Genomic DNA, 18,335 nt, shown 5'->3' with positions numbered 1-18,335 from the left:
GACCAATCAGGAGCATCCCATGGGATTCAAGGATATTTCACAAATCGCAGGCTCGGCCATGGCGGCCCAGACCGTGCGCATGAACACGATCGCCAGCAACCTGGCCAACGCGAATGCGGTCGCCGGCACCGAAGCCGATGCCTACCGCGCCCGCAAGCCCGTGTTTGCCGCACTGCTGGGCGACGGCGGCACCGCCAGCGTGCAGGTGCTCGACGTGGTCGAGTCGAGTGCGCCGCTGCGCCGCATGCATGAACCGGACAATCCGCTGGCCGATGCCGACGGCATGGTGTTCTACGCGAACGTCAACGAAGTGGCCGAAATGGCCGACATGATGGCTGCCTCGCGCGCCTTCGAGACCAATGTCGAGGTGATGGGCCGCATCAAGTCGATGCAGCAGTCGCTGATCCGCATGGGAGAGAGCTGATCATGGTCACCACCACGTCGAATGCCTTCGGCCTGAATGGCAACACGAACGGCAACGCGAACAGCAATGCCGTCGCCCCGGCCGCGAGCCCGGTCAGCGCCAACAAGGACATGTTTACCAAGCTGCTGGTCGCGCAGATCCGTAACCAGGATCCTCTGGCGCCATCCGATCCGGCCACGTTCGTGAACCAGCTCTCGCAGCTGTCGCAGACCGAAGCGCTGGAAAACATGACCCAGACCACCGCCGCCAGCGCCACCATGCTGCAAAGCCTGCAGGTGCTGGCGATGGGCGGCCAAGTCGGCAACCAGGTCTCGGTCGAGACGAGCCGCGTGCAGCTGGGCGACACCCCGCTGCAGGGCAGCGTCCAGCTGGGCGGCGCCAGCAGCCTGACCCACCTGGTGCTCACGGGCGCCACCGGGACACAGACACGGATCGAGTTGCCGCCGCATGCCGCGGGCGCGCAGGGTTTCACGATCGACCCGGCCAAACTCGGCCTGCCAGCCGGCAAATACAGCATCGCTGCCGAAGCGGCCGACGGCACCAAGCCGGCAGTCGAAATCGACGGACGCCTGAACAGCGTGCGCCTGTCGTCGACCGGCGGCATCGTCATGCAGGTGGCTGGCATCGGCGATGTCGAGCCGGGCTGGATCACGGGTTTCAACGGCAAGACCACCGGCGCCGATGCGCCCGTCACGTTCAATTAAAGGATATGCCATGAGCTTCAATATCGCCCTGTCGGGCATCCAGGCCATCAACGAACAGCTCACGACGCTGTCGAACAATATCGCCAACGCCGGCACCTACGGCTTCAAGAGCAGCCGCGCCAACTTTGCTTCGGTATATGCCGGCGACCAGGCCAACGGCGTGCAGGTGCAGTCGCTGACCCAGAACATCAGCCAGACCGGCAGCCTGTCGAGCACCGGGCGCGGCATGGACGCTGCGATCCAGGGGCGCGGCTTCTTCACCAGCCGCGATACCCAGGGCGTCGTGTCGTACTCGCGCGTGGGCATCTTCTCGACCAACGCCGACGGCTTGCTGGTCGATTCGACCGGCAAGAAAGTCCAGGGCTACGGCCCGACCGTGGGCGGCGTGCTTGGCACGATGGGCGACATCGCCATCCCGACCGGCCAGATCCCGGCCGTGGCCACCACCAAGGTCAGCTACGCCGGCAATATGTCGGGCGACTGGAAAACCCCGACCGCCGCGTTCAATGCGACCGACGCCAATACCTACAATATGGTCAAGCAATCGGTGGTGTACGACTCGCTCGGCACCCAGCACACCGTGTCGCAGTACTTCGTCAAGACCGATGCCGACACCGTGACCGTGCACTACAGCCTCGATGGCGCTGCACCGGCCACCAACTTCGCCATGAACTTCGGCACCAATGGCCAGATCCTGCCGGCGTCGACGACCGGTCCGGCCCTGACCATCACCGCGGCCGGCGCGGCGGCCATGAACTTCAACTTCGACTACACCGGCACGTCCAAGTTCGCCGGCGAAGCAACCAACACCACCAACCGCGCCGACGGTTACGCCTCGGGCACCTTCGTCGGCGTCGAGCTGGCTGAAAATGGTTCGATCGTGGCCAAGTACAGCAACGAACAGCAGCAGGTCGTCGGCACGATTGCGATTGCCACCTTCCCCGACGAAGGCAGCCTGGTGTCGGTCAGCGATACCGCCTGGATTGCCAATGCCAACTCGGGCGCGCCGCTGTACACGACGCCGGGCGTGGGCCTGGGCGGCAAGCTGTCCAAGGGCGTGCTGGAAGGCTCGAACGTCGACATCACGTCGGAACTGGTCGGCCTGATGACGTCGCAGCGCAATTATCAGGCGAACTCGAAGGTCATCACCGCCGAGAACCAGATGATGCAGTCGCTGATGCAGGCTCTGTAAGCGCCACGCCATGGATAAGCTCATCTTTACCGCCGTCAGCGGCGCCGAACGCACGCTGCGCGCGCAGCAGGTGCGGGCCAACAACCTGGCCAATGCCGACACGCCGGGCTTTCGCGCCAATATCGAGCTGGCGTCGGTGCAGTCGCTGGGTGGCTACGGCTACGACAGCGTGCACCAGTCGCGCTCGGAAGCCGACACGATTTCCACCCGCACCGGTACCGTGCGCGAAACCGGCCGTCCACTGGACGTGGCCGTCGCCGGCAACGGCTACCTGGCGGTCGAATCGGATGGCGGCGAAGCCTACACCCGCAGCGGCGCCATCGACATCGATGCCAATGGCGCGCTGTCGGTCGCCGGCCGTCCCCTGCTGGGCGAAGGCGGCGCGATCGTGCTGCCGCCACATACGGCGGTCGACATCGCCAACGACGGCACGATCTCGGTCATGCCGGAAGGTGGAACCGTGACCCAGGTTGTCGACCGGCTGCGGCTGGTCAGCGCCGAAGGGGCCGAACTCACCAAGAACGCAGCGGGTTTGATCGTGTCCCGTGGCGGCGAGCCGCTCGCAGCCGACCAGAACGTCAGCGTGCGCAGCCGCGTGCTCGAAGGCAGCAACGTCTCGGCAGTGGAAGAAATGGTCGCCGTGATGGCCCTGAACCGCAGCTTCGAGATGCAGATGAAGATGTTCAAGGCCAGCGACAGCATGAACGAATCGGGCAACCGACTGCTCGGCGCTTGACGCCGGCACAACCTCACAGGGAGCAACCATGAATCCAGCAATGTGGATCAGCAAGACCGGCGTACAGGCGCAAGACGCCAAGCTGCAGGCCATCGCCAACAACCTGGCCAACGTCAACACCGTCGGCTTCAAGCGCGACCGCGTCGTGTTCGAAGACCTGTTCTACCAGGTCGATGCGCAGCCGGGCGCCCAGAATGCCGACAACACCGTCAGCAATGGCGTGCAGCTCGGTAACGGCGTGCGCGTGGTCGGCACCCAGAAAGCCTTCACCAACGGCAGCCTGCAGCAGACCAGCCAGCCACTCGACGTCGCCATCTCGGGCGCCGGCTTCCTGCAGGTGCGCCGCCCGAACGGCGAACCGGCCTACACCCGCGCCGGCCAGTTGCAGGTCGATGCCAACGGCACGCTGACCAATGCCCAGGGCTTGCCGATCGTGCCGCAGATCACGATTCCGCAAAACGCCGCTGGCGTGACCATCGGCGAGAACGGCGTTGTGTCGGTGACGATCGCGGGCCAGCCGGCGCCGCAGGAAATCGGCCAGCTGAACCTGACCGCCTTCATCAACCCGACGGGCCTCCTGGCACTGGGCGACAACCTGTTCCAGGAAACCGCCGCCAGCGGCGCGGCCAACGAAGGCCGCCCGGGCGACGCCGCATTCGGCAAGCTCAAGCAAGGCTCGCTGGAAGGCTCGAACGTGCAGGTCGTCGAAGAGATGGTCGACATGATCGCAGCACAGCGCACCTACGAAATGAACACCAAGGTGCTGTCGGCAGCTGACAATATGCTGCAGACCCTGGCGGCGGCGGCACGCTGATGCGCCCGCTCGCCCACGCGCTTGCCGCCGCCCTGTGCGGGTTGGTGCTGGCCGGCTGCTCGTCGCCGATGCCGGTGTCCCTGGCCGACGACGACGCCCTGCCGCTGCAGCGTCCGGTGCGCGCCGGCCTGTCGGGTGGCGTGTTCACGGCCGACACGGTCTCGCTGACGTCCGACAGCCGCGCCTACCGCGTGGGCGACGCCGTCACCGTGATCCTGCAAGAGACGACGCAGGCCAGCAAGCGTGCCGGCACCAGCATCTCGAAGGGCTCGTCGATCGGCATCTCGCCACTGGCCGCGCTCGGCAAGGTCTACGGCAAGACCGGGATCGACATCTCGGCCGACCGCGATTTCGAGGGCGACGCCACCAGCACCCAGCAAAATGCACTGTCCGGCGCCCTGACCGTGATCGTGCAGGAAGTGCTGCCCAATGGCTTGCTGCGCGTGGCCGGCGAAAAGAACCTGATGCTGAACCAGGGTGAAGAATTCGTGCGCCTGAAGGGCTTTGTGCGCGCCGCCGACATCGATACCGACAACCGCGTCTCGTCGCTGCGCGTGGCCAATGCCCGCATCGCCTATTCCGCCCGCGGCGCACTGGCCGAGGCCAACACGCCGGGCTGGCTGACGCGCTTTTTTAACAGCCCCCTGATGCCGTTCTGAGGACTACCATGATTTCGCGCCGCTTTGCGCCATTGCTGTTTGCCGCGTTCTGCGCGAGCGCCCTGCTGCCCATCCACCCCGCCCACGCCGCCCAGGCCCTGCGCAACCTCGTCAGTGTCGAAGGCGTGCGCGACAATCCGCTGGTCGGCTATGGTCTGGTTGTGGGCCTGAACGGCAGCGGCGACTCGACCCAGGTGAAGTACTCGAGCCAGTCGGTCGTCAATATGCTGAAACAGTTCGGCGTGCGCCTGCCCGAGGGCGAAGACGCCAAGAACAAGAACGTCGCGGCCGTGATGGTCTCGGCCACCTTCCCGCCCGGGTACCGCCGTGGCCAGACGATCGACATCACCGTCTCGTCGCTGGGCGACTCGAAAAGCCTGCGCGGCGGCACGCTGCTGCTGACGCAACTGCGCGCGGCCGACAACGAAGTCTATGCACTGGCCCAGGGCAATGTCGTGGTCGGCGGCCTGAACGCCACCGGCCGCAGCGGCTCGTCGGTCACCGTGAATACCCCGACCGCGGGCCGCGTGCCCAACGGCGCGCAGATCGAGCGCGAGATCGCCACCGATTTTGCCACCCGCCCGCAAATCACGCTGCGCCTGCGCCAGCCACATTTCGAAACGGCGACCAATGTCGTCGATGCCATCAACAAGCGCTACGGCCCTGTGGCCACCACGCAGGACGGCACCAGCGTCGACGTCATCGCGCCAAGCAATCCGACCGAGCGCGTGGCGTTCATGGCGCGCCTGACGGCGCTGACCGTCGAATCGGGCGTCGAGGTGCCGCGCGTCGTGTTCAATTCGCGCACCGGCACCGTTGTCATCGCCGACGGCCTGCGCGTGAAAGCCGCCGCCGTCACGCACGGCTCGCTCAAGGTGATTATTTCGGAAAGTTCGCGCGTCAGCCAGCCGGGCCCGCTCAGCAACGGCCAGACCGCCGTGACGCCCGAATCGAAGCTGTCGGTCGACCAGGGCTCGGGCCAGATGTTCCGCTGGCCACCCGGCGCGCGTCTGCAGACGATCATCGACACCGTCAACAGCCTGGGCGCCTCGCCCGACGACATCATGGCGATCCTGCAGGCCCTCGACCAGGCCGGTGCGATCGAAGGCGAACTGGTGGTGATCTGATGCGCATCGACGAACTTCGCAATACGAGCCTGGCGCTCAATGCCGACAATGTCGCCCCTGCCGCTGAACCGCCGGCCGATCCGGCCTACGTGGCCAAGGCCACCAAGGCCGCTGTCGAATTCGAGCGCTTCTTCATCGGCCACATGCTACGCACGATGCGCGCCTCGACCCGCGAGATGGCGAGCGAGGACAGTGTGTTCAACAACCGTGTGAACCAGGACATGCAGGACATGGCCGACGATCTGCTGGCAGGCAATATGGCCGGCCAGCGCGCGTTCGGCATTGCCGACGCGATCCTGCGCCAGCTGGTGCCGGGCGCTGGCGGCGGCAAGACCTGACCGTTCGCACCCGCAGCGCCAATCTGCAGTAAAGCTTAACAAGCGGCAAGAATTGGTCGCCTTATCAGGTTAACCCTGTATCCGAAACGAGTTCCCCCATGACGATCATCAACAACGCCCTTTCCGGCGCCCTCGCCGCCCAGATCGCGCTGTCGGCCAGCAGCCAGAACATCGCCAATCTGCAGACCAAGGGATACACCCGGCAATCGGCGCTGTTTACGTCGTTGGGCCCGGATGCCAGCGGGCGTTCGGCCGGCAATGGCGTCGAGGTCAGTTCGCTGATGCGCTTTTCGGACAACTACAAGAGCCAGGCGATGTGGCGCGCCGCATCGGAGCAAGGCGCCTACGCCCAGTCGCAGCCCTACCTGACCCAGCTCGAAAGCGTCATGGGTGACGCGTCGGCCAGCCTGTCGGCCGGCATCGATGCCTTCTTCAGGGCGATCAACGCGGTGGCTGGCGACCCCGGCTCGACCCCGCTGCGCCAGCAGGTGCTCACGTCCGCCAGCCTGATGGGCGAGCGCATCAATGGCATGAATAATGTTTTCAACGCCCAGCTGACATCGGTGCGCCAGCAGCGCAGCGCGCTGGTCGATTCGGCCAACAGCGACATCAGCACGATCGCGAGCCTGAACCGGCAGATCATGGAAACCCAGGCGGGCGGGGTCTCGGCGTCTGGCCTCATCGATGCGCGCGACAATGCTATCGACGCGCTGGCATCCAGGATGGCGCTGGAAGTATCGACCAACGCGGACGGCAGCCGCGATGTCTCGCTCAAGAGCGGCCAGGCACTGGTGATCGGCAGCATGCATGGCACGCTCCAGGCCGCTGCGACGGCCGACGCGCCGCAGGCGTTTTCGATCACGTTTGCGAATACCACCTTTGCGCTCGACGCAACCAGGATGGGCGGCCAGATCGGCGGCCTGAGCCAGTACGAAATCACGACCCTCAAGCCGCTGCAGGACGATATCGACACGCTGGGCCGCACCATTGCCGAGCGCGTCAATGCCCAGCTGGCGCTCGGGTACAGCACGCCCGCCAGCGGACCCGCCGTGCCCGGTACACCGTTGTTCGTCTACACCCCGGGCGCCGGCGCCAATGCCCTTAAGGTCGTCGCCGGCTTCAAGGCCGAAGACCTCGCCTTTTCCAGTGATGGCTCGCCCGGCGACACCGGCAATCTGCAACAGCTTGCCGCGTTGAAGGGCCAGCCGGTCACGCTGCCCGGCATCGGCACCGTCCTGCTGAGCGACGCCGATACCCAGCTGCTGGGCAAACTGGCCATCGACAGCAAACTCAATAAAGCATCGCTGAAGACTACTGACACCGTACGCACGCAATCGATCGACGACTGGCAGTCGACCAGCGGCGTCAACGAAGACGAAGAAGCGGTCAAGCTGGTGGAACTGCAGCGGATGTACGAAGCGAACATGCGGGTAATCTCGATTGCCAATTCGATGTTCGACGCCACGCTCGCGATGATGGGCTAAAGGAAAAATCATGCGTATCGCCACTTCCCAGTACCAATCGACGATGAACGCCTCGCTCCAGGTCAACCAGGAGCAGGTCAGCCAGATCATGCAGCAGATCGCGAGCAACAAGCGCATCCTGCTGCCGTCGGACGACCCGGTCGACAGCGTGCGCCTGTCGCGCCTGGAGCGCGAGGAATCGTCGGTCCAGCAATACCGCGACAATATCGGCGCCCTGCAACTGCGCCTGTCCAAGTCGGAAGGCTACCTGAGCAATATGGTGAACGAGATGACCGAGGGGCGCGACCTGCTGGTCTGGGCCTCCGACGGCAGCAATGCACCGGCCGACCTGAAAGCGATGCTCGCGCCACTGCAGGCCGTGCGCGACAGCCTGTTCTTTACCGCCAACACGGTCGACAATGAGGGCAATCATTTGTTCTCGGGCACCCTGACCCGGACTGCGCCGCTGGTCTTCGATCCGGCCGCCGCAGCAGGCGCGCGCTACACGTATGCGGGCAACAGCAACAGCCAGAACGTCACGGTCGGCAACGGCCTGACCCAGCCTGCCAACGAAGACCTGGCGGGCCTGGAATCGCTGCTGAACCAGCTCGACGAAAGCATCCGCGTGCTGTCCGCACCGGGCGCGAGCGCCAACGATCCTGCCGTGCGCGCGGTGCTGACGGCGAATCTGGACGGCTTCGATACGACCCAGGGCCTGGTCTCGAGCAAGGTGGCCACGTTGGGCGGACGCCAGAACGTCATCCGCACGCTCGACGACAACCACGCCAACATCAGCCTGTCGAACAAGATGGCCATCACCGACATTGGCCAGCTCGATGTCGGCCTCGCGGCGACTGAGCTCAGCGGCTATTCATCGGCCCTGCAGGCGACTTACAAGGCCTACGCCAAGATCGGCAACCTGTCGCTGTTCGATGCGCTCTGATGCCCATGGACGCCCTGACCCGCACCATTACCCCACCGGCCGTTCCGGGTAGCAGCACGCCAGGCGGCGTCATGCGCGCTGGCGCCATGGCGGCCCGGGCCGTCGCCCCACAGCCATCTGCAGCCGAACTGGCGGCGGCGTCCACTGCGGCGGCCACTGCGCGCGCACCGCGCCGCAGCGCTGCACATGGCCCCGATCTTCAAACCGGCGTGGCGCAAGCCCAGCAGGCACTCGACTATCTGGCGCGCATCGCTGCCCAGCTCGAAGCGCTCAAGGCTGACCTCTCCACGCGCCTGGCCGGGCGCGGCGCCGCGTCGCGCCAGCTCGAAGCGCGGGCGCGCCAACTGGGCGACACGCTCGACACCCGCCGCAGCGAAGGCGGCGCCGGGCTCGATGCCGAGCTGGGCTTTGACGGCGACCGCGTCGCGCAACAACGTTTTCGTATCGAGGGGCTGGACATCGCCAGCCTGCAGGCTGCCGGCCGCCAGACCCTGGGCTTTTCGGTCGGCAGCATCGGCGGCCCGCAACTGGCGGCCACCTTCGAACCGGGCATGACCGAGGAAGAGATCGCCCGGCGCCTGGATCGCACGCTGGCGCCGGTCGGCATCCGCGCCGGGCTCGACACAGAGCGCACGCTCGTCTTCACGACGCCGGAAGCCACGTTCGACGGCGTCAAGGACGCCATCGCCGTGACGGGCCGTGGCCGCGTCGACACGACCGCGCTGCCAGCCTCGCTGGCCCCACGGGAATGGCAACTGGGTAATCCGGACGCCCTGCGCCAGGGTCTGCGCGAGGTGGTGCAAGCGCTGGCGCGCGTGCGCCGCTCACAGGATGCCGCTGCCCTCGCCTTGAGTCAGGCGACAGCGCGCACGGCGCAACCCGAGCTGCCACAAGCCGAACTGGCGCTGCTGGCCGCGGATTTTTCCGACACCGCCACCAGCCACGATTACCAGTCGCTGCTGGCCATCACGTCGGCGCTGGTCGGTGTCAGCCGCGAGCGGGTACAGGCGCTACTCGGGTTGCGCTGACACTTGCCACCAGTTGGACGCCTGACATCGCGCTCATTCAGCGCATCGCGTTGATGAATAAAAAAACCCCGCTGCATGCAGCGGGGTTTTTTTATTCACCGGCAATCTCGATTGCCGGTGAGGGGAAGGCATTAACCTTCGCGGTTGGCCTTCTTGCGCTCGTGCTCTTTCAGGTAGCGCTTGCGCAGACGAATGCTCTTCGGGGTGATCTCGACCAGTTCGTCGTCCTCGATGAATTCGACGGCGTATTCCAGCGACATCTGAATTGGTGGCACCAGGCGCACCGCTTCGTCGGTACCCGACGAACGCACGTTGGTCAGCTGCTTGCCCTTGATCGGGTTCACGACCAGGTCGTTGTCACGCGAGTGGATGCCGATGACCATGCCTTCGTACACTGGATCGTTGTGCGACACGAACATACGGCCGCGATCCTGCAGTTTCCAGATGGCGTAGGCAACGGCAGCGCCGTCATCCTGCGAGATCAGCACGCCGTTACGACGGCCGGCCATTTCGCCCTTGCTGTTGTCGACTGGTGCGTACTCGTGGAACACGTGGCTCATCAGGCCGGTGCCGCGGGTCAGGGTCATGAATTCGCCCTGGAAGCCGATCAGGCCACGCGCCGGGATCAGGTACTCAAGACGCACGCGGCCCTTGCCATCCGATTCCATGTTCTGCAGGTCGCCACGACGACGGCCCAGTTCTTCCATCACGCCGCCCTGGTTGGCTTCTTCGACGTCAACCGACAGGCTCTCGAACGGCTCATGGCGCACGCCATCGACCATCTTGAACACGACGCGTGGACGCGACACGGCCAGCTCGAAGCCTTCGCGACGCATGTTTTCCAGCAGAATCGTCAGGTGCAGCTCGCCGCGGCCCGACACTTCGAAGATCGTGTCGTCGTCGGTTGGCGAAACGCGCAGCGCGACGTTGGCTTTCAGTTCGCGGTCGAGGCGTTCGCGCAGCTGACGGCTGGTGACGAACTTGCCTTCGCGGCCGGCCAGTGGCGAGTTGTTGACCATGAAGTTCATGGTCAGCGTTGGCTCGTCGACGGTCAGCATTTCGAGTGCGTCCGGGGTGTCCGGTGCGCAGATGGTCGAACCGATGCCGATTTCTTCGATACCGTTGATCAGGACGATGTCGCCAGCGACGGCTTCATCGACCAGCACGCGCTCCAGACCCTTGAAGTTCAGGACCTGGTTGATGCGGCCCTTGATCGGGGTTGCGCCTGGGCCGTTCACGACGACGACGTCCTGGCCAGCCTTGATACGGCCGCGCGAGATACGGCCAATGCCGATCTTACCGACGTACGACGAGTAGTCGAGCGACGTGACTTGCATCTGCAGCGGACCGTCCGGATTGTCGTCACGGACTGGCACGTGTTGCAGGATCGCTTCGAACAGCGGCTTCATGTCGCCTTCGCGGACATCTTCGGTCAGGCCGGCATAGCCGTTCAGACCCGATGCGTAGACGATCGGGAAGTCCAGCTGTTCGTCGGTCGCGCCGAGCTTGTCGAACAGTTCGAACGTCTGGTTGATGGCCCATTCAGCGCGCGCGCCTGGACGATCGACCTTGTTGACGACGACGATTGGCTTCAGGCCCAGGGCCAGTGCCTTGCGGGTCACGAAGCGGGTCTGTGGCATCGGGCCTTCTTGCGCATCGACCAGCAGCAGCACGGAGTCAACCATCGACAGCACGCGCTCGACTTCACCGCCGAAGTCGGCGTGGCCGGGGGTGTCGACGATGTTGATGTGGGTACCTTCGTACTCGACAGCGCAGTTCTTCGACAGAATGGTGATGCCGCGTTCTTTTTCGAGGTCGTTCGAGTCCATCACGCGGGTTTCCACCTGCTGATTTTCACGGAACGTACCGGATTGACGCAGCAGCATGTCCACCAGGGTGGTTTTGCCGTGGTCAACGTGGGCGATGATTGCGATATTACGAATCGCGCGTTTGGTGTTTGACATGGTCTCTGAGAAGTTGCGTTGTACGGAAGTGTACGATCTGCCGAGTATCTGCTGCGCTGTACCGCGATGTTTCTACAGTACTGCTGCGGTGCTGCCACGATGTTGCCGCGATGGTGCTGCGAAGTTGCCGCGCACTTGCTGATTTCGGAAACCGACTAGTATAACAGGTAAAGTGCCGCTCTAACCGGGGTGGCTGGAAATAGCGAGGTATTTCAAGAGCTTGCCCAGTCATTGGGCAGACGGGGCGCTGCCTGCAAGGGTAGCGCCCGTTTATGACTGCCGCGTGACATCAACCCTGCGGCGCGGTCGAGATCAGGCGCTCGGGCGCCAGGATCGCATACTCACCGAGAATGCCGGTGCCCAGCAGGCTGCCATCGTGATAGATGCGCACCCTGCCCTGCTGTTCGGGAACGGTGATCTCTTCCTTGCCGAGCGCCAGGCGCTGGCCTTGCAGAAAACGGCGCGCCAGCTCGGGCGTGAGCTCGAGCGCCGGGAAACTCGACAGCAAAGCATCGACCGGCTGTAGCAGCGACAACGGGTCCGGGTGCGCCAGCAGATCGTCCAGCGTGATCATGCCCTCGATCGTCAACGGCCCGACCTCGGTCCGGCGCAGCGCGTTCAGGTGCGCGCCGCAACCGAGCGCGGCGCCGATGTCCTCCCCCAGCACGCGCACATACGTGCCCTTGCTGCAGGTGACGGCGATCTTCAGGAACGGCGCGTCGTAGGCAACAAGCGTTAGCGAATGGATCGTCACGGGTCGCGCTTCGCGCTCGAGCACGATGCCTTCGCGCGCGTATTCGTACAGCGCCTTGCCGTCGCGCTTGAGCGCCGAGTACATTGGCGGCGTCTGCAGGATCGGGCCGCGGTAGCGGGCCAGTGCGGCTTCGATCTGGTCCAGCGTCACGTCCACCGGTTTCGTCTCGACGGCCTCGCCTTCCGTGTCGCCGGTGGTCGTCGTGATCCCCAGGTGGACGGTGGCCAGATAGGTCTTGTCCGACTCCAGCAAATCCTGCGAAAACTTGGTCGCTTCGCCAAAGCACAGCGGCAAGAGACCAGTGGCAAACGGGTCGAGCGTGCCGGTGTGGCCGGCCTTTTTCGCATTGAGCACGCGCTTTGCCTTGATCAGCGCGTCATTGGACGAAAAGCCTACCGGCTTGTCGAGCAACAGCACGCCATTGACTAGGTCGCGCGGTTTTTTGGCGGGCCGACCGTTCACGCTTTGTTCGCCTTGTCGGCGTCGTCACCAGCATCGCTGTCCTGATCCTGATCCTGATCCTGCGACTGGTCCAGGTCGACGTCCACCTCAGGCGCCGGATTCGATTCCGGGTCATCCTTCGAGCGCGTCGCATTGGCCTGGTCGATCAGGGCCGACATCTGCAAGCCGCGCACGGTCGACGTGTCATGCACGAAGTGCAGCGCCGGCAGTGTGTGGATGTGCAGGCGCTTGCCCAGCATATTGCGCAGGTAGCCGGACGCCTTGTTCAGGCCTTCCTGCGTCTGCTTGACTTCTTCCACGCCATCCTTGAGCAAGGTGAAATACACCTTGGCGTGGGCATAGTCGGGGGTCAGTTGCACTTCGCTGATCGTGACCATGCCGACGCGAGGGTCCTTCAGTTCGAAGGCGATGAGTTCCGACAGATCCTTCTGGATCTGGTCGGCCACGCGCAGGCCGCGCTTGGGAATGCTTTTGCTGTGTTTAGCCATGATATGTACCGCTCATTGTTCTTTTGTTTGCTTCACTTGCCGTCGTTCCCGCGCAGGCGGGAACCCAAGCATGTACGCACAGCCACACCGATGGAACTCCTGGCTGCGCAAATGAACTTGGGTTCCCGCCTTCGCGGGAACGACGTGCAGGGGCTGCAGGCCAACGCTTACATCGAGGCCGGCAGCGAAAAAAGGGGCCAGGCCCTTCGCGACGTTGCCGCGAAGCGTCCTGGCCCCCATGTTACGCCAACGTGTCGCTTACAGCGTACGTGCCACTTCGGTGACTTCGAACACTTCCAGGACGTCGCCGACCTGGATTTCGTTCTGGCCCTTGAGCGACAGGCCGCACTCGAGACCGGCGCGCACTTCTTTTGCGTCGTCCTTGAAGCGCTTGAGCGAATCGATTTCGCCAGTCCACAGCACAATGTTGTTGCGCAGCAGACGGACCGACGACGAACGCTTGACGACACCATCGGTGACCAGGCAACCGGCAATCGCGCCGACTTTCGAGACCAGGATGACCTGGCGAATCTCGACCTGACCGGTGATAGTCTCGCGCTTTTCTGGCGCCAGCATGCCCGACAGAGCGGTACGGACTTCGTCGATGGCATCGTAAATGATGCTGTAGTAACGAATGTCCACACCATTCGACTCGGCCAGCTTGCGCGCCTGGGCATCGGCACGGGCATTGAAGCCAATGATGACTGCCTTCGACGCGGTTGCCAGGTTGACGTCCGACTCGGTGATGCCGCCGACCGCTGCGTGCACGATCTGGACCCGCACTTCCGAGGTCGACAGCTTCTGCAGCGAACCGACCAGTGCTTCTTGCGAACCCTGCACATCGGTCTTGACGATGAGCGGCAGGTTCTTGATTTCGCCTTCGGCCATTTGCTCGAACATGTTCTCGAGCTTCGCGGCTTGCTGCTTGGCCAGCTTCACGTCACGGAACTTACCTTGACGGAACAGGGCGATTTCACGCGCCTTGCGCTCGTCGGCCATGACCATGACTTCTTCGCCAGCGGTCGGCACTTCGGTCAGACCCTGGATTTCGACCGGGATCGATGGGCCAGCCGAGGTGACGGCCTTGCCGTTTTCGTCCAGCATGGCACGAACACGACCGAACGACGAACCCGCCAGCACGACGTCGCCGCGCTTCAGGGTACCCGACTGCACCAGGATCGTTGCCACCGGGCCGCGGCCCTTGTCCAGACGGGCTTCGACCACCAGGCCACGGGCCGGCGCTTCGGTCGGTGCCTTCAGTTCCAGCACTTCGGCCTGCAGCAGCACTTGCTCCAGCAGATCGTCGATGCCGGTACCGATTTTTGCCGACACCGGCACGAATGGCGATTCGCCACCGTATTCTTCAGGCACGACACCTTCAGCGACCAGCTCTTGCGTGACGCGGTCGGCGTTGGCGCCCGGCTTGTCGATCTTGTTGATCGCCACGACCAGCGGCACACCAGCGGCTTTTGCGTGAGCAATTGCCTCTTTGGTTTGCGGCATCACGCCGTCGTCCGCCGCCACCACCAGGATGACGATGTCGGTCGCCTTGGCACCACGGGCACGCATGGCGGTGAACGCCTCGTGACCCGGGGTGTCAAGGAAGGTGATCATGCCGCGTGGCGTATCCACGTGGTATGCACCGATGTGCTGGGTAATACCACCGGCTTCGCCCGAAGCAACCTTGGCGCGACGGATGTAATCCAGCAGCGACGTCTTACCATGGTCGACGTGACCCATGACGGTGACGACCGGTGCGCGCGAGGTCGATTCGAACTCGGCGTGCTCGCCGTTGTCAGCCAGCAGTGCTTCCGGATCATCCTCGGCAGCAGCGAAGGCCTTGTGGCCCATCTCTTCCACCAGGATCATCGCGGTCTCTTGATCGAGCACCTGGTTCATCGTGCACATCTGGCCCAGCTTCATCAGTTGCTTGATGACTTCCGATGCCTTGATCGCCATCTTGTGGGCCAGTTCGGCCACGGTGATGGTTTCCGGCACGTGCACATCGCGCACGATCGCTTCGGTTGGCGCCTGGAAGTTGGTCTCGCGGTCATCATGACCACGACGACCACCACGGCCGCCACCAGCACGCCAGCCGTCACGGCCACCGGTGCTGCTGCCTGCGCCGCCGCGCGTTTTCACGCTCGGGCCGCCACGCTTTTTAGCATCGTCCGACCAGGTCGACGACACATTGGCCGACTTGATCGACTTCTTGTCGCCAGGCTTCTTGGCGTCGTCTTTCTTGACTTCGCCAGGCTTCTTGTCAGCAGGCTTGTGCAGCGTACCGGCTGGGGCCGCTGGTGCGACGACCGGCTTCGGTGCTGGCTCAGGTGCCTTGATGACGCGGCGCGGCTGACTCATCATCAGCTTGATCTGCGCGACTTCATCGGCCACGGCCTTGCGTGCGCGCTCGGTAGCGGCAACGCGTTCGGCCGCTTCCTTGCTTGCCGCTTCATTGCGGGCCTTGACTTCTTCAGCGGCGCGCTTGGCCGACTCATCAGCAGCAGCACCGGCAGCGGCTTCTTTCGCGCCGGCAGCAGCTTCCTTGGCAGCACCGGCAGCCACGGCAGCAGCAGCCGATTTCTCGGCGGCGTCACGCTTGGCCTGTTCAGCCGCATCGCGCTTGGCCTGCTCTTGCGCTGCCTGGGCTTGCGCCTTTTCTTCGGCTTCGAGTTTGATCAGGCGCTCTTGCTTCTCGCGCAGATCAGCCTCTTGGCGGGCGATCGCTTCGTTCTGGCGCGCTGCTTCCTCTTCGCGACGTGCTTGTTCAGCAACGTCGACGACTGGCTCTTCAGGTGCTTTGGTCGTGACCAGGTCGTCGCGCTGCACGAAGGTGCGCTTCTTGCGGACTTCGACCTGGATGGTGCGCGATTTGCCCGACGAATCAGCTTGCTTGATTTCGCTGGTTTCCTTGCGCGTTACCGTGATCTTTTTCTTTTCACCGGTGTCGCTCGCGCCGTGGGTACGACGCAGATGGTTCAGCAGCTTGTCCTTATCATCTTTCGACAACGGATCTGACGTCGAACTTTTTTCGACGCCGGCCGAGCGCAGCTGCGTCAGCAGCAGGTCTGCAGGCATCTTCAGCTCGGTGGCAAATTGGGCTACGTTGTTACTCGCCATTCAGTCCTCTTTTCTATGTGTCGCGACAGATGATAAAGATTTGCTCAAGCTTTGGCCGTTTCAGCCAGGCTCCAGGCTTTCGCCTGCAGTGCTTTTGCCCGGTCGTCGTACTTGCCATCGACCAGCTTCATCTCGTCGTCGGTCACATCATTAAATTCACTCTTGATCAGGTCGCGGGCACGTTCCGACGGCAGCGCCAGGATGGCGCCAAACTCGTCATAGGCCAGTGCCGCGAATGCGTCGACCGTCTTGATACCAGCCAGGCCAAGCTTGCCGGCAACGGTACGGTCCATGCCTTCCAGATTGACCAGAGCTTCTTCCATGCCTTCGAGGCCTTCTTCGGAAGCAATCGCCTCGGTGACCAGCGCATCGCGTGCACGGGTACGGAGTTCGTTGACAGTGTCTTCGTCGAACGATTCAATTTCCAGCATTTCGGAAATTGGCACATACGCGATTTCTTCCAGGCTCGAGAAGCCTTCTTCCACCAGGATGTCGGCCACTTCCTGGTCGACGTCCAGTTTTTGCATGAACAGCGCGCGGATGGCCGCTGACTCTTGCTCCACCTTGTTGGCCGATTCCTCGGCCGTCATGATGTTGATCTTCCAGCCGGTCAGCTCGGACGCCAGGCGCACGTTCTGGCCCGAACGGCCGATCGCGATGGCCAGGTTTTCTTCGTCCACGACGACATCCATCGCGTGCTTTTCTTCGTCGACCACGATCGACGAGACATTCGCCGGCGCCAGGGCGCCAATGACGAACTGCGCCGGGTCGTCGGACCACAGCACGATGTCGACACGCTCACCGCCCAGTTCACCGGTCACGGCCTGGACGCGCGAACCGCGCATCCCGACGCAGGTACCGATCGGGTCGATGCGCTTGTCGGCCGTGAACACGGCAATCTTGGCGCGCACGCCGGCATCGCGGGCTGCGGATTTAATCTGCAGCAGGCCCTGCTCGATCTCTGGCACTTCGAGTTCGAACAGCTTCATGATGAAATCAGGCGCAGTACGCGACAGGATCACCTGCGGGCCACGCATATTGCGGTCCACACGCAGGATGAAAGCGCGCACACGGTCGCCGATACGCAGGTTCTCTTTCGGGATCATCTGGTCACGCGGCAGGCGTGCTTCGATCTTGCCCGATTCGACAATCGCGTCGCCGCGTTCCATGCGCTTGATGGTGCCGGTGACGAGCGAATCGCCACGTTCCAGGAAGTCTTGCAGGATCTGCTCGCGTTCGGCATCGCGCACGCGCTGCAGCACGACCTGCTTGGTGTCCTGGGCAAAGCGACGACCGAAGTCGACCGATTCAATCGGCTCTTCGATGTATTCGTCGACTTCGATGTCCGAGATCTGCTCTTTGGCTTCAAAGTGCAGGATCTCCTGGTCAGGCAGCTGCAGGCCGGCTTCGTCGGGAACGACGTGCCAGCGGCGGAAAGTCTCGAATTCGCCGGTGTCACGGTCGATTGACACGCGAATGTCGACTTCGCCTTCATAACGCTTCTTCGTGGCCTGTGCCAGCGCGAACTCGAGCGCTCCGAAAACGACTTCCTTGTCGACGTTCTTTTCGCGCGCAAGCGCATCCACCAGTAACAAAATTTCGCGACTCATGCTTTGCGACTCCTAAAATCCACCTGCGGCACTAAACGTGCCTTATCCAATTCGGCCAGCGTAAATTCCATCAACGCCGGGCCATCTTTACTGTCAAATTCCAAGCCGACTTTGTCGTTTTCGACGCCGCGCAGGATACCGGTGAACGTCTTGCGGTTATCACTGCCCGGCACCGCGACGCGCAGCTTGACCGTGCACTCAAGGCCGGCAAAGCGCGCGAAATCGGCGAGGGTTCGTACCGGGCGATCGAGGCCCGGCGACGAAATTTCGAGTCGTTCGTAATCGACGTTTTCCACGGTGAAGACATGCGACAGCTGGTGACTCACCTTGGCGCAATCCTCGACCGTGATCGGGCCCTTTTCGTCCGCGTCGGCAGCCGGAAAATCGATATACACACGCAGGATCCCGCGGTCGCCTCGTTCCACGTCGACGAGTTCATAACCGAGACCACTGACTGTCGTGGCGATTAAATCAAACTGCTGCACGGCACTTCTCCAGGGCTTCTAAAA

General features: G+C 63.5%; 17 protein-coding genes. 11 read left to right on the top strand and 6 right to left on the bottom strand.

From position 1 onward, the window contains the following. Positions 1-19 precede the first annotated feature (19 nt). The 11 genes from flgC (at position 20) to HD842_RS00425 (ending at position 9,428) form a co-directional block, all read left to right on the top strand. A complete protein-coding gene (flgC, locus tag HD842_RS00475; RefSeq protein ID WP_183549513.1) occupies positions 20-424 on the top strand; it encodes a flagellar basal body rod protein FlgC in 405 nt (134 codons plus the stop codon). 2 nt (positions 425-426) lie between these two features. After that, on the top strand, positions 427-1,128 hold the full coding sequence (locus HD842_RS00470) for a flagellar hook capping FlgD N-terminal domain-containing protein (protein ID WP_183549510.1): 702 nt from the start codon (positions 427-429) through the stop codon (positions 1,126-1,128). Positions 1,129-1,138: 10 nt separating this feature from the next. After that, complete coding sequence (locus HD842_RS00465; protein ID WP_183549506.1) at positions 1,139-2,320, top strand: flagellar hook protein FlgE; 1,182 nt, start codon at positions 1,139-1,141, stop codon at positions 2,318-2,320. A gap of 10 nt (positions 2,321-2,330) precedes the next feature. Next, a complete protein-coding gene (locus HD842_RS00460) occupies positions 2,331-3,056 on the top strand; it encodes a flagellar basal body rod protein FlgF (RefSeq protein WP_183549503.1) in 726 nt (241 codons plus the stop codon). Between the two features lie 28 nt (positions 3,057-3,084). Then, positions 3,085-3,870 (top strand): flagellar basal-body rod protein FlgG, encoded by a 786-nt coding sequence (flgG, locus tag HD842_RS00455; RefSeq protein WP_183549500.1) that lies wholly within the window; start codon positions 3,085-3,087, stop codon positions 3,868-3,870. After that, positions 3,870-4,529 carry a flagellar basal body L-ring protein FlgH gene (gene flgH, locus HD842_RS00450; RefSeq protein ID WP_183549497.1) on the top strand — a complete coding sequence of 220 codons (660 nt, stop codon included), beginning with the start codon at positions 3,870-3,872 and terminating at the stop codon, positions 4,527-4,529. Before flgG ends, flgH begins: the two co-directional genes overlap by 1 nt. Positions 4,530-4,537: 8 nt before the next feature. Next, the gene (locus HD842_RS00445) at positions 4,538-5,656 is read left to right on the top strand and encodes a flagellar basal body P-ring protein FlgI (RefSeq protein WP_229424532.1); all 1,119 of its coding nucleotides are present in this window, start codon (positions 4,538-4,540) and stop codon (positions 5,654-5,656) included. After that, complete coding sequence (locus tag HD842_RS00440) at positions 5,656-5,994, top strand: rod-binding protein (RefSeq protein WP_183549494.1); 339 nt, start codon at positions 5,656-5,658, stop codon at positions 5,992-5,994. The genes HD842_RS00445 and HD842_RS00440 overlap by 1 nt, the downstream gene beginning before the upstream one ends. A gap of 98 nt (positions 5,995-6,092) precedes the next feature. Next, entirely contained in the window at positions 6,093-7,478 is a 1,386-nt protein-coding gene (gene flgK, locus HD842_RS00435; RefSeq protein WP_183549491.1) for a flagellar hook-associated protein FlgK, read from the top strand. A 10-nt stretch (positions 7,479-7,488) separates the two neighbouring features. After that, on the top strand, positions 7,489-8,400 hold the full coding sequence (flgL, locus tag HD842_RS00430) for a flagellar hook-associated protein FlgL (protein ID WP_183549487.1): 912 nt from the start codon (positions 7,489-7,491) through the stop codon (positions 8,398-8,400). Between the two features lie 5 nt (positions 8,401-8,405). Beyond that, the gene (locus HD842_RS00425) at positions 8,406-9,428 is read left to right on the top strand and encodes a hypothetical protein (RefSeq protein ID WP_229424531.1); all 1,023 of its coding nucleotides are present in this window, start codon (positions 8,406-8,408) and stop codon (positions 9,426-9,428) included. A 131-nt stretch (positions 9,429-9,559) separates the two neighbouring features. On the opposite strand, the gene typA is transcribed toward HD842_RS00425, so the two are convergent. The 6 genes from typA to rimP form a co-directional block, all read right to left on the bottom strand. Further along, positions 9,560-11,392, bottom strand: a complete 1,833-nt coding sequence (gene typA, locus HD842_RS00420; protein ID WP_183549484.1) for a translational GTPase TypA — start codon at positions 11,390-11,392, stop codon at positions 9,560-9,562. A 289-nt stretch (positions 11,393-11,681) separates the two neighbouring features. Then, positions 11,682-12,608 carry a tRNA pseudouridine(55) synthase TruB gene (gene truB, locus HD842_RS00415; RefSeq protein WP_183549481.1) on the bottom strand — a complete coding sequence of 309 codons (927 nt, stop codon included), beginning with the start codon at positions 12,606-12,608 and terminating at the stop codon, positions 11,682-11,684. Then, positions 12,605-13,096, bottom strand: a complete 492-nt coding sequence (gene rbfA, locus HD842_RS00410) for a 30S ribosome-binding factor RbfA (protein WP_229424530.1) — start codon at positions 13,094-13,096, stop codon at positions 12,605-12,607. Before rbfA ends, truB begins: the two co-directional genes overlap by 4 nt. A 258-nt stretch (positions 13,097-13,354) precedes the next feature. Continuing rightward, positions 13,355-16,216 (bottom strand): translation initiation factor IF-2, encoded by a 2,862-nt coding sequence (gene infB, locus HD842_RS00405; protein WP_183549478.1) that lies wholly within the window; start codon positions 16,214-16,216, stop codon positions 13,355-13,357. A gap of 44 nt (positions 16,217-16,260) precedes the next feature. Continuing rightward, complete coding sequence (nusA, locus tag HD842_RS00400; protein ID WP_183549475.1) at positions 16,261-17,826, bottom strand: transcription termination factor NusA; 1,566 nt, start codon at positions 17,824-17,826, stop codon at positions 16,261-16,263. Continuing rightward, positions 17,823-18,311, bottom strand: coding sequence for a ribosome maturation factor RimP (gene rimP / locus HD842_RS00395; protein ID WP_183549472.1), 489 nt, complete (start codon positions 18,309-18,311; stop codon positions 17,823-17,825). The genes nusA and rimP overlap by 4 nt, the downstream gene beginning before the upstream one ends. Between the last annotated feature and the right edge of the window lie 24 nt (positions 18,312-18,335).

The organism is Massilia aurea (assembly GCF_014200505.1).
Lineage (GTDB): Bacteria > Pseudomonadota > Gammaproteobacteria > Burkholderiales > Burkholderiaceae_D > Telluria > Telluria aurea_B.
Note: the sequence above shows the minus strand (reverse complement) of the source record. Positions and strands in the feature narration are given on the sequence as shown.

Excerpts from the sequence above, each read along its gene's own strand:
- flgC (WP_183549513.1), top strand. The coding sequence starts at position 20 with ATGGGATTCAAGGATATTTCACAAATCGCAGGCTCGGCCATGGCGGCC.
- HD842_RS00470 (WP_183549510.1), top strand. The coding sequence starts at position 427 with ATGGTCACCACCACGTCGAATGCCTTCGGCCTGAATGGCAACACGAAC.
- HD842_RS00465 (WP_183549506.1), top strand. The coding sequence starts at position 1,139 with ATGAGCTTCAATATCGCCCTGTCGGGCATCCAGGCCATCAACGAACAG.
- HD842_RS00460 (WP_183549503.1), top strand. The coding sequence starts at position 2,331 with ATGGATAAGCTCATCTTTACCGCCGTCAGCGGCGCCGAACGCACGCTG.
- flgG (WP_183549500.1), top strand. The coding sequence starts at position 3,085 with ATGAATCCAGCAATGTGGATCAGCAAGACCGGCGTACAGGCGCAAGAC.
- flgH (WP_183549497.1), top strand. The coding sequence starts at position 3,870 with ATGCGCCCGCTCGCCCACGCGCTTGCCGCCGCCCTGTGCGGGTTGGTG.
- HD842_RS00445 (WP_229424532.1), top strand. The coding sequence starts at position 4,538 with ATGATTTCGCGCCGCTTTGCGCCATTGCTGTTTGCCGCGTTCTGCGCG.
- HD842_RS00440 (WP_183549494.1), top strand. The coding sequence starts at position 5,656 with ATGCGCATCGACGAACTTCGCAATACGAGCCTGGCGCTCAATGCCGAC.
- flgK (WP_183549491.1), top strand. The coding sequence starts at position 6,093 with ATGACGATCATCAACAACGCCCTTTCCGGCGCCCTCGCCGCCCAGATC.
- flgL (WP_183549487.1), top strand. The coding sequence starts at position 7,489 with ATGCGTATCGCCACTTCCCAGTACCAATCGACGATGAACGCCTCGCTC.
- HD842_RS00425 (WP_229424531.1), top strand. The coding sequence starts at position 8,406 with ATGGACGCCCTGACCCGCACCATTACCCCACCGGCCGTTCCGGGTAGC.
- typA (WP_183549484.1), bottom strand. The coding sequence starts at position 11,392 with ATGTCAAACACCAAACGCGCGATTCGTAATATCGCAATCATCGCCCAC.
- rbfA (WP_229424530.1), bottom strand. The coding sequence starts at position 13,096 with ATGGCTAAACACAGCAAAAGCATTCCCAAGCGCGGCCTGCGCGTGGCC.
- infB (WP_183549478.1), bottom strand. The coding sequence starts at position 16,216 with ATGGCGAGTAACAACGTAGCCCAATTTGCCACCGAGCTGAAGATGCCT.
- nusA (WP_183549475.1), bottom strand. The coding sequence starts at position 17,826 with ATGAGTCGCGAAATTTTGTTACTGGTGGATGCGCTTGCGCGCGAAAAG.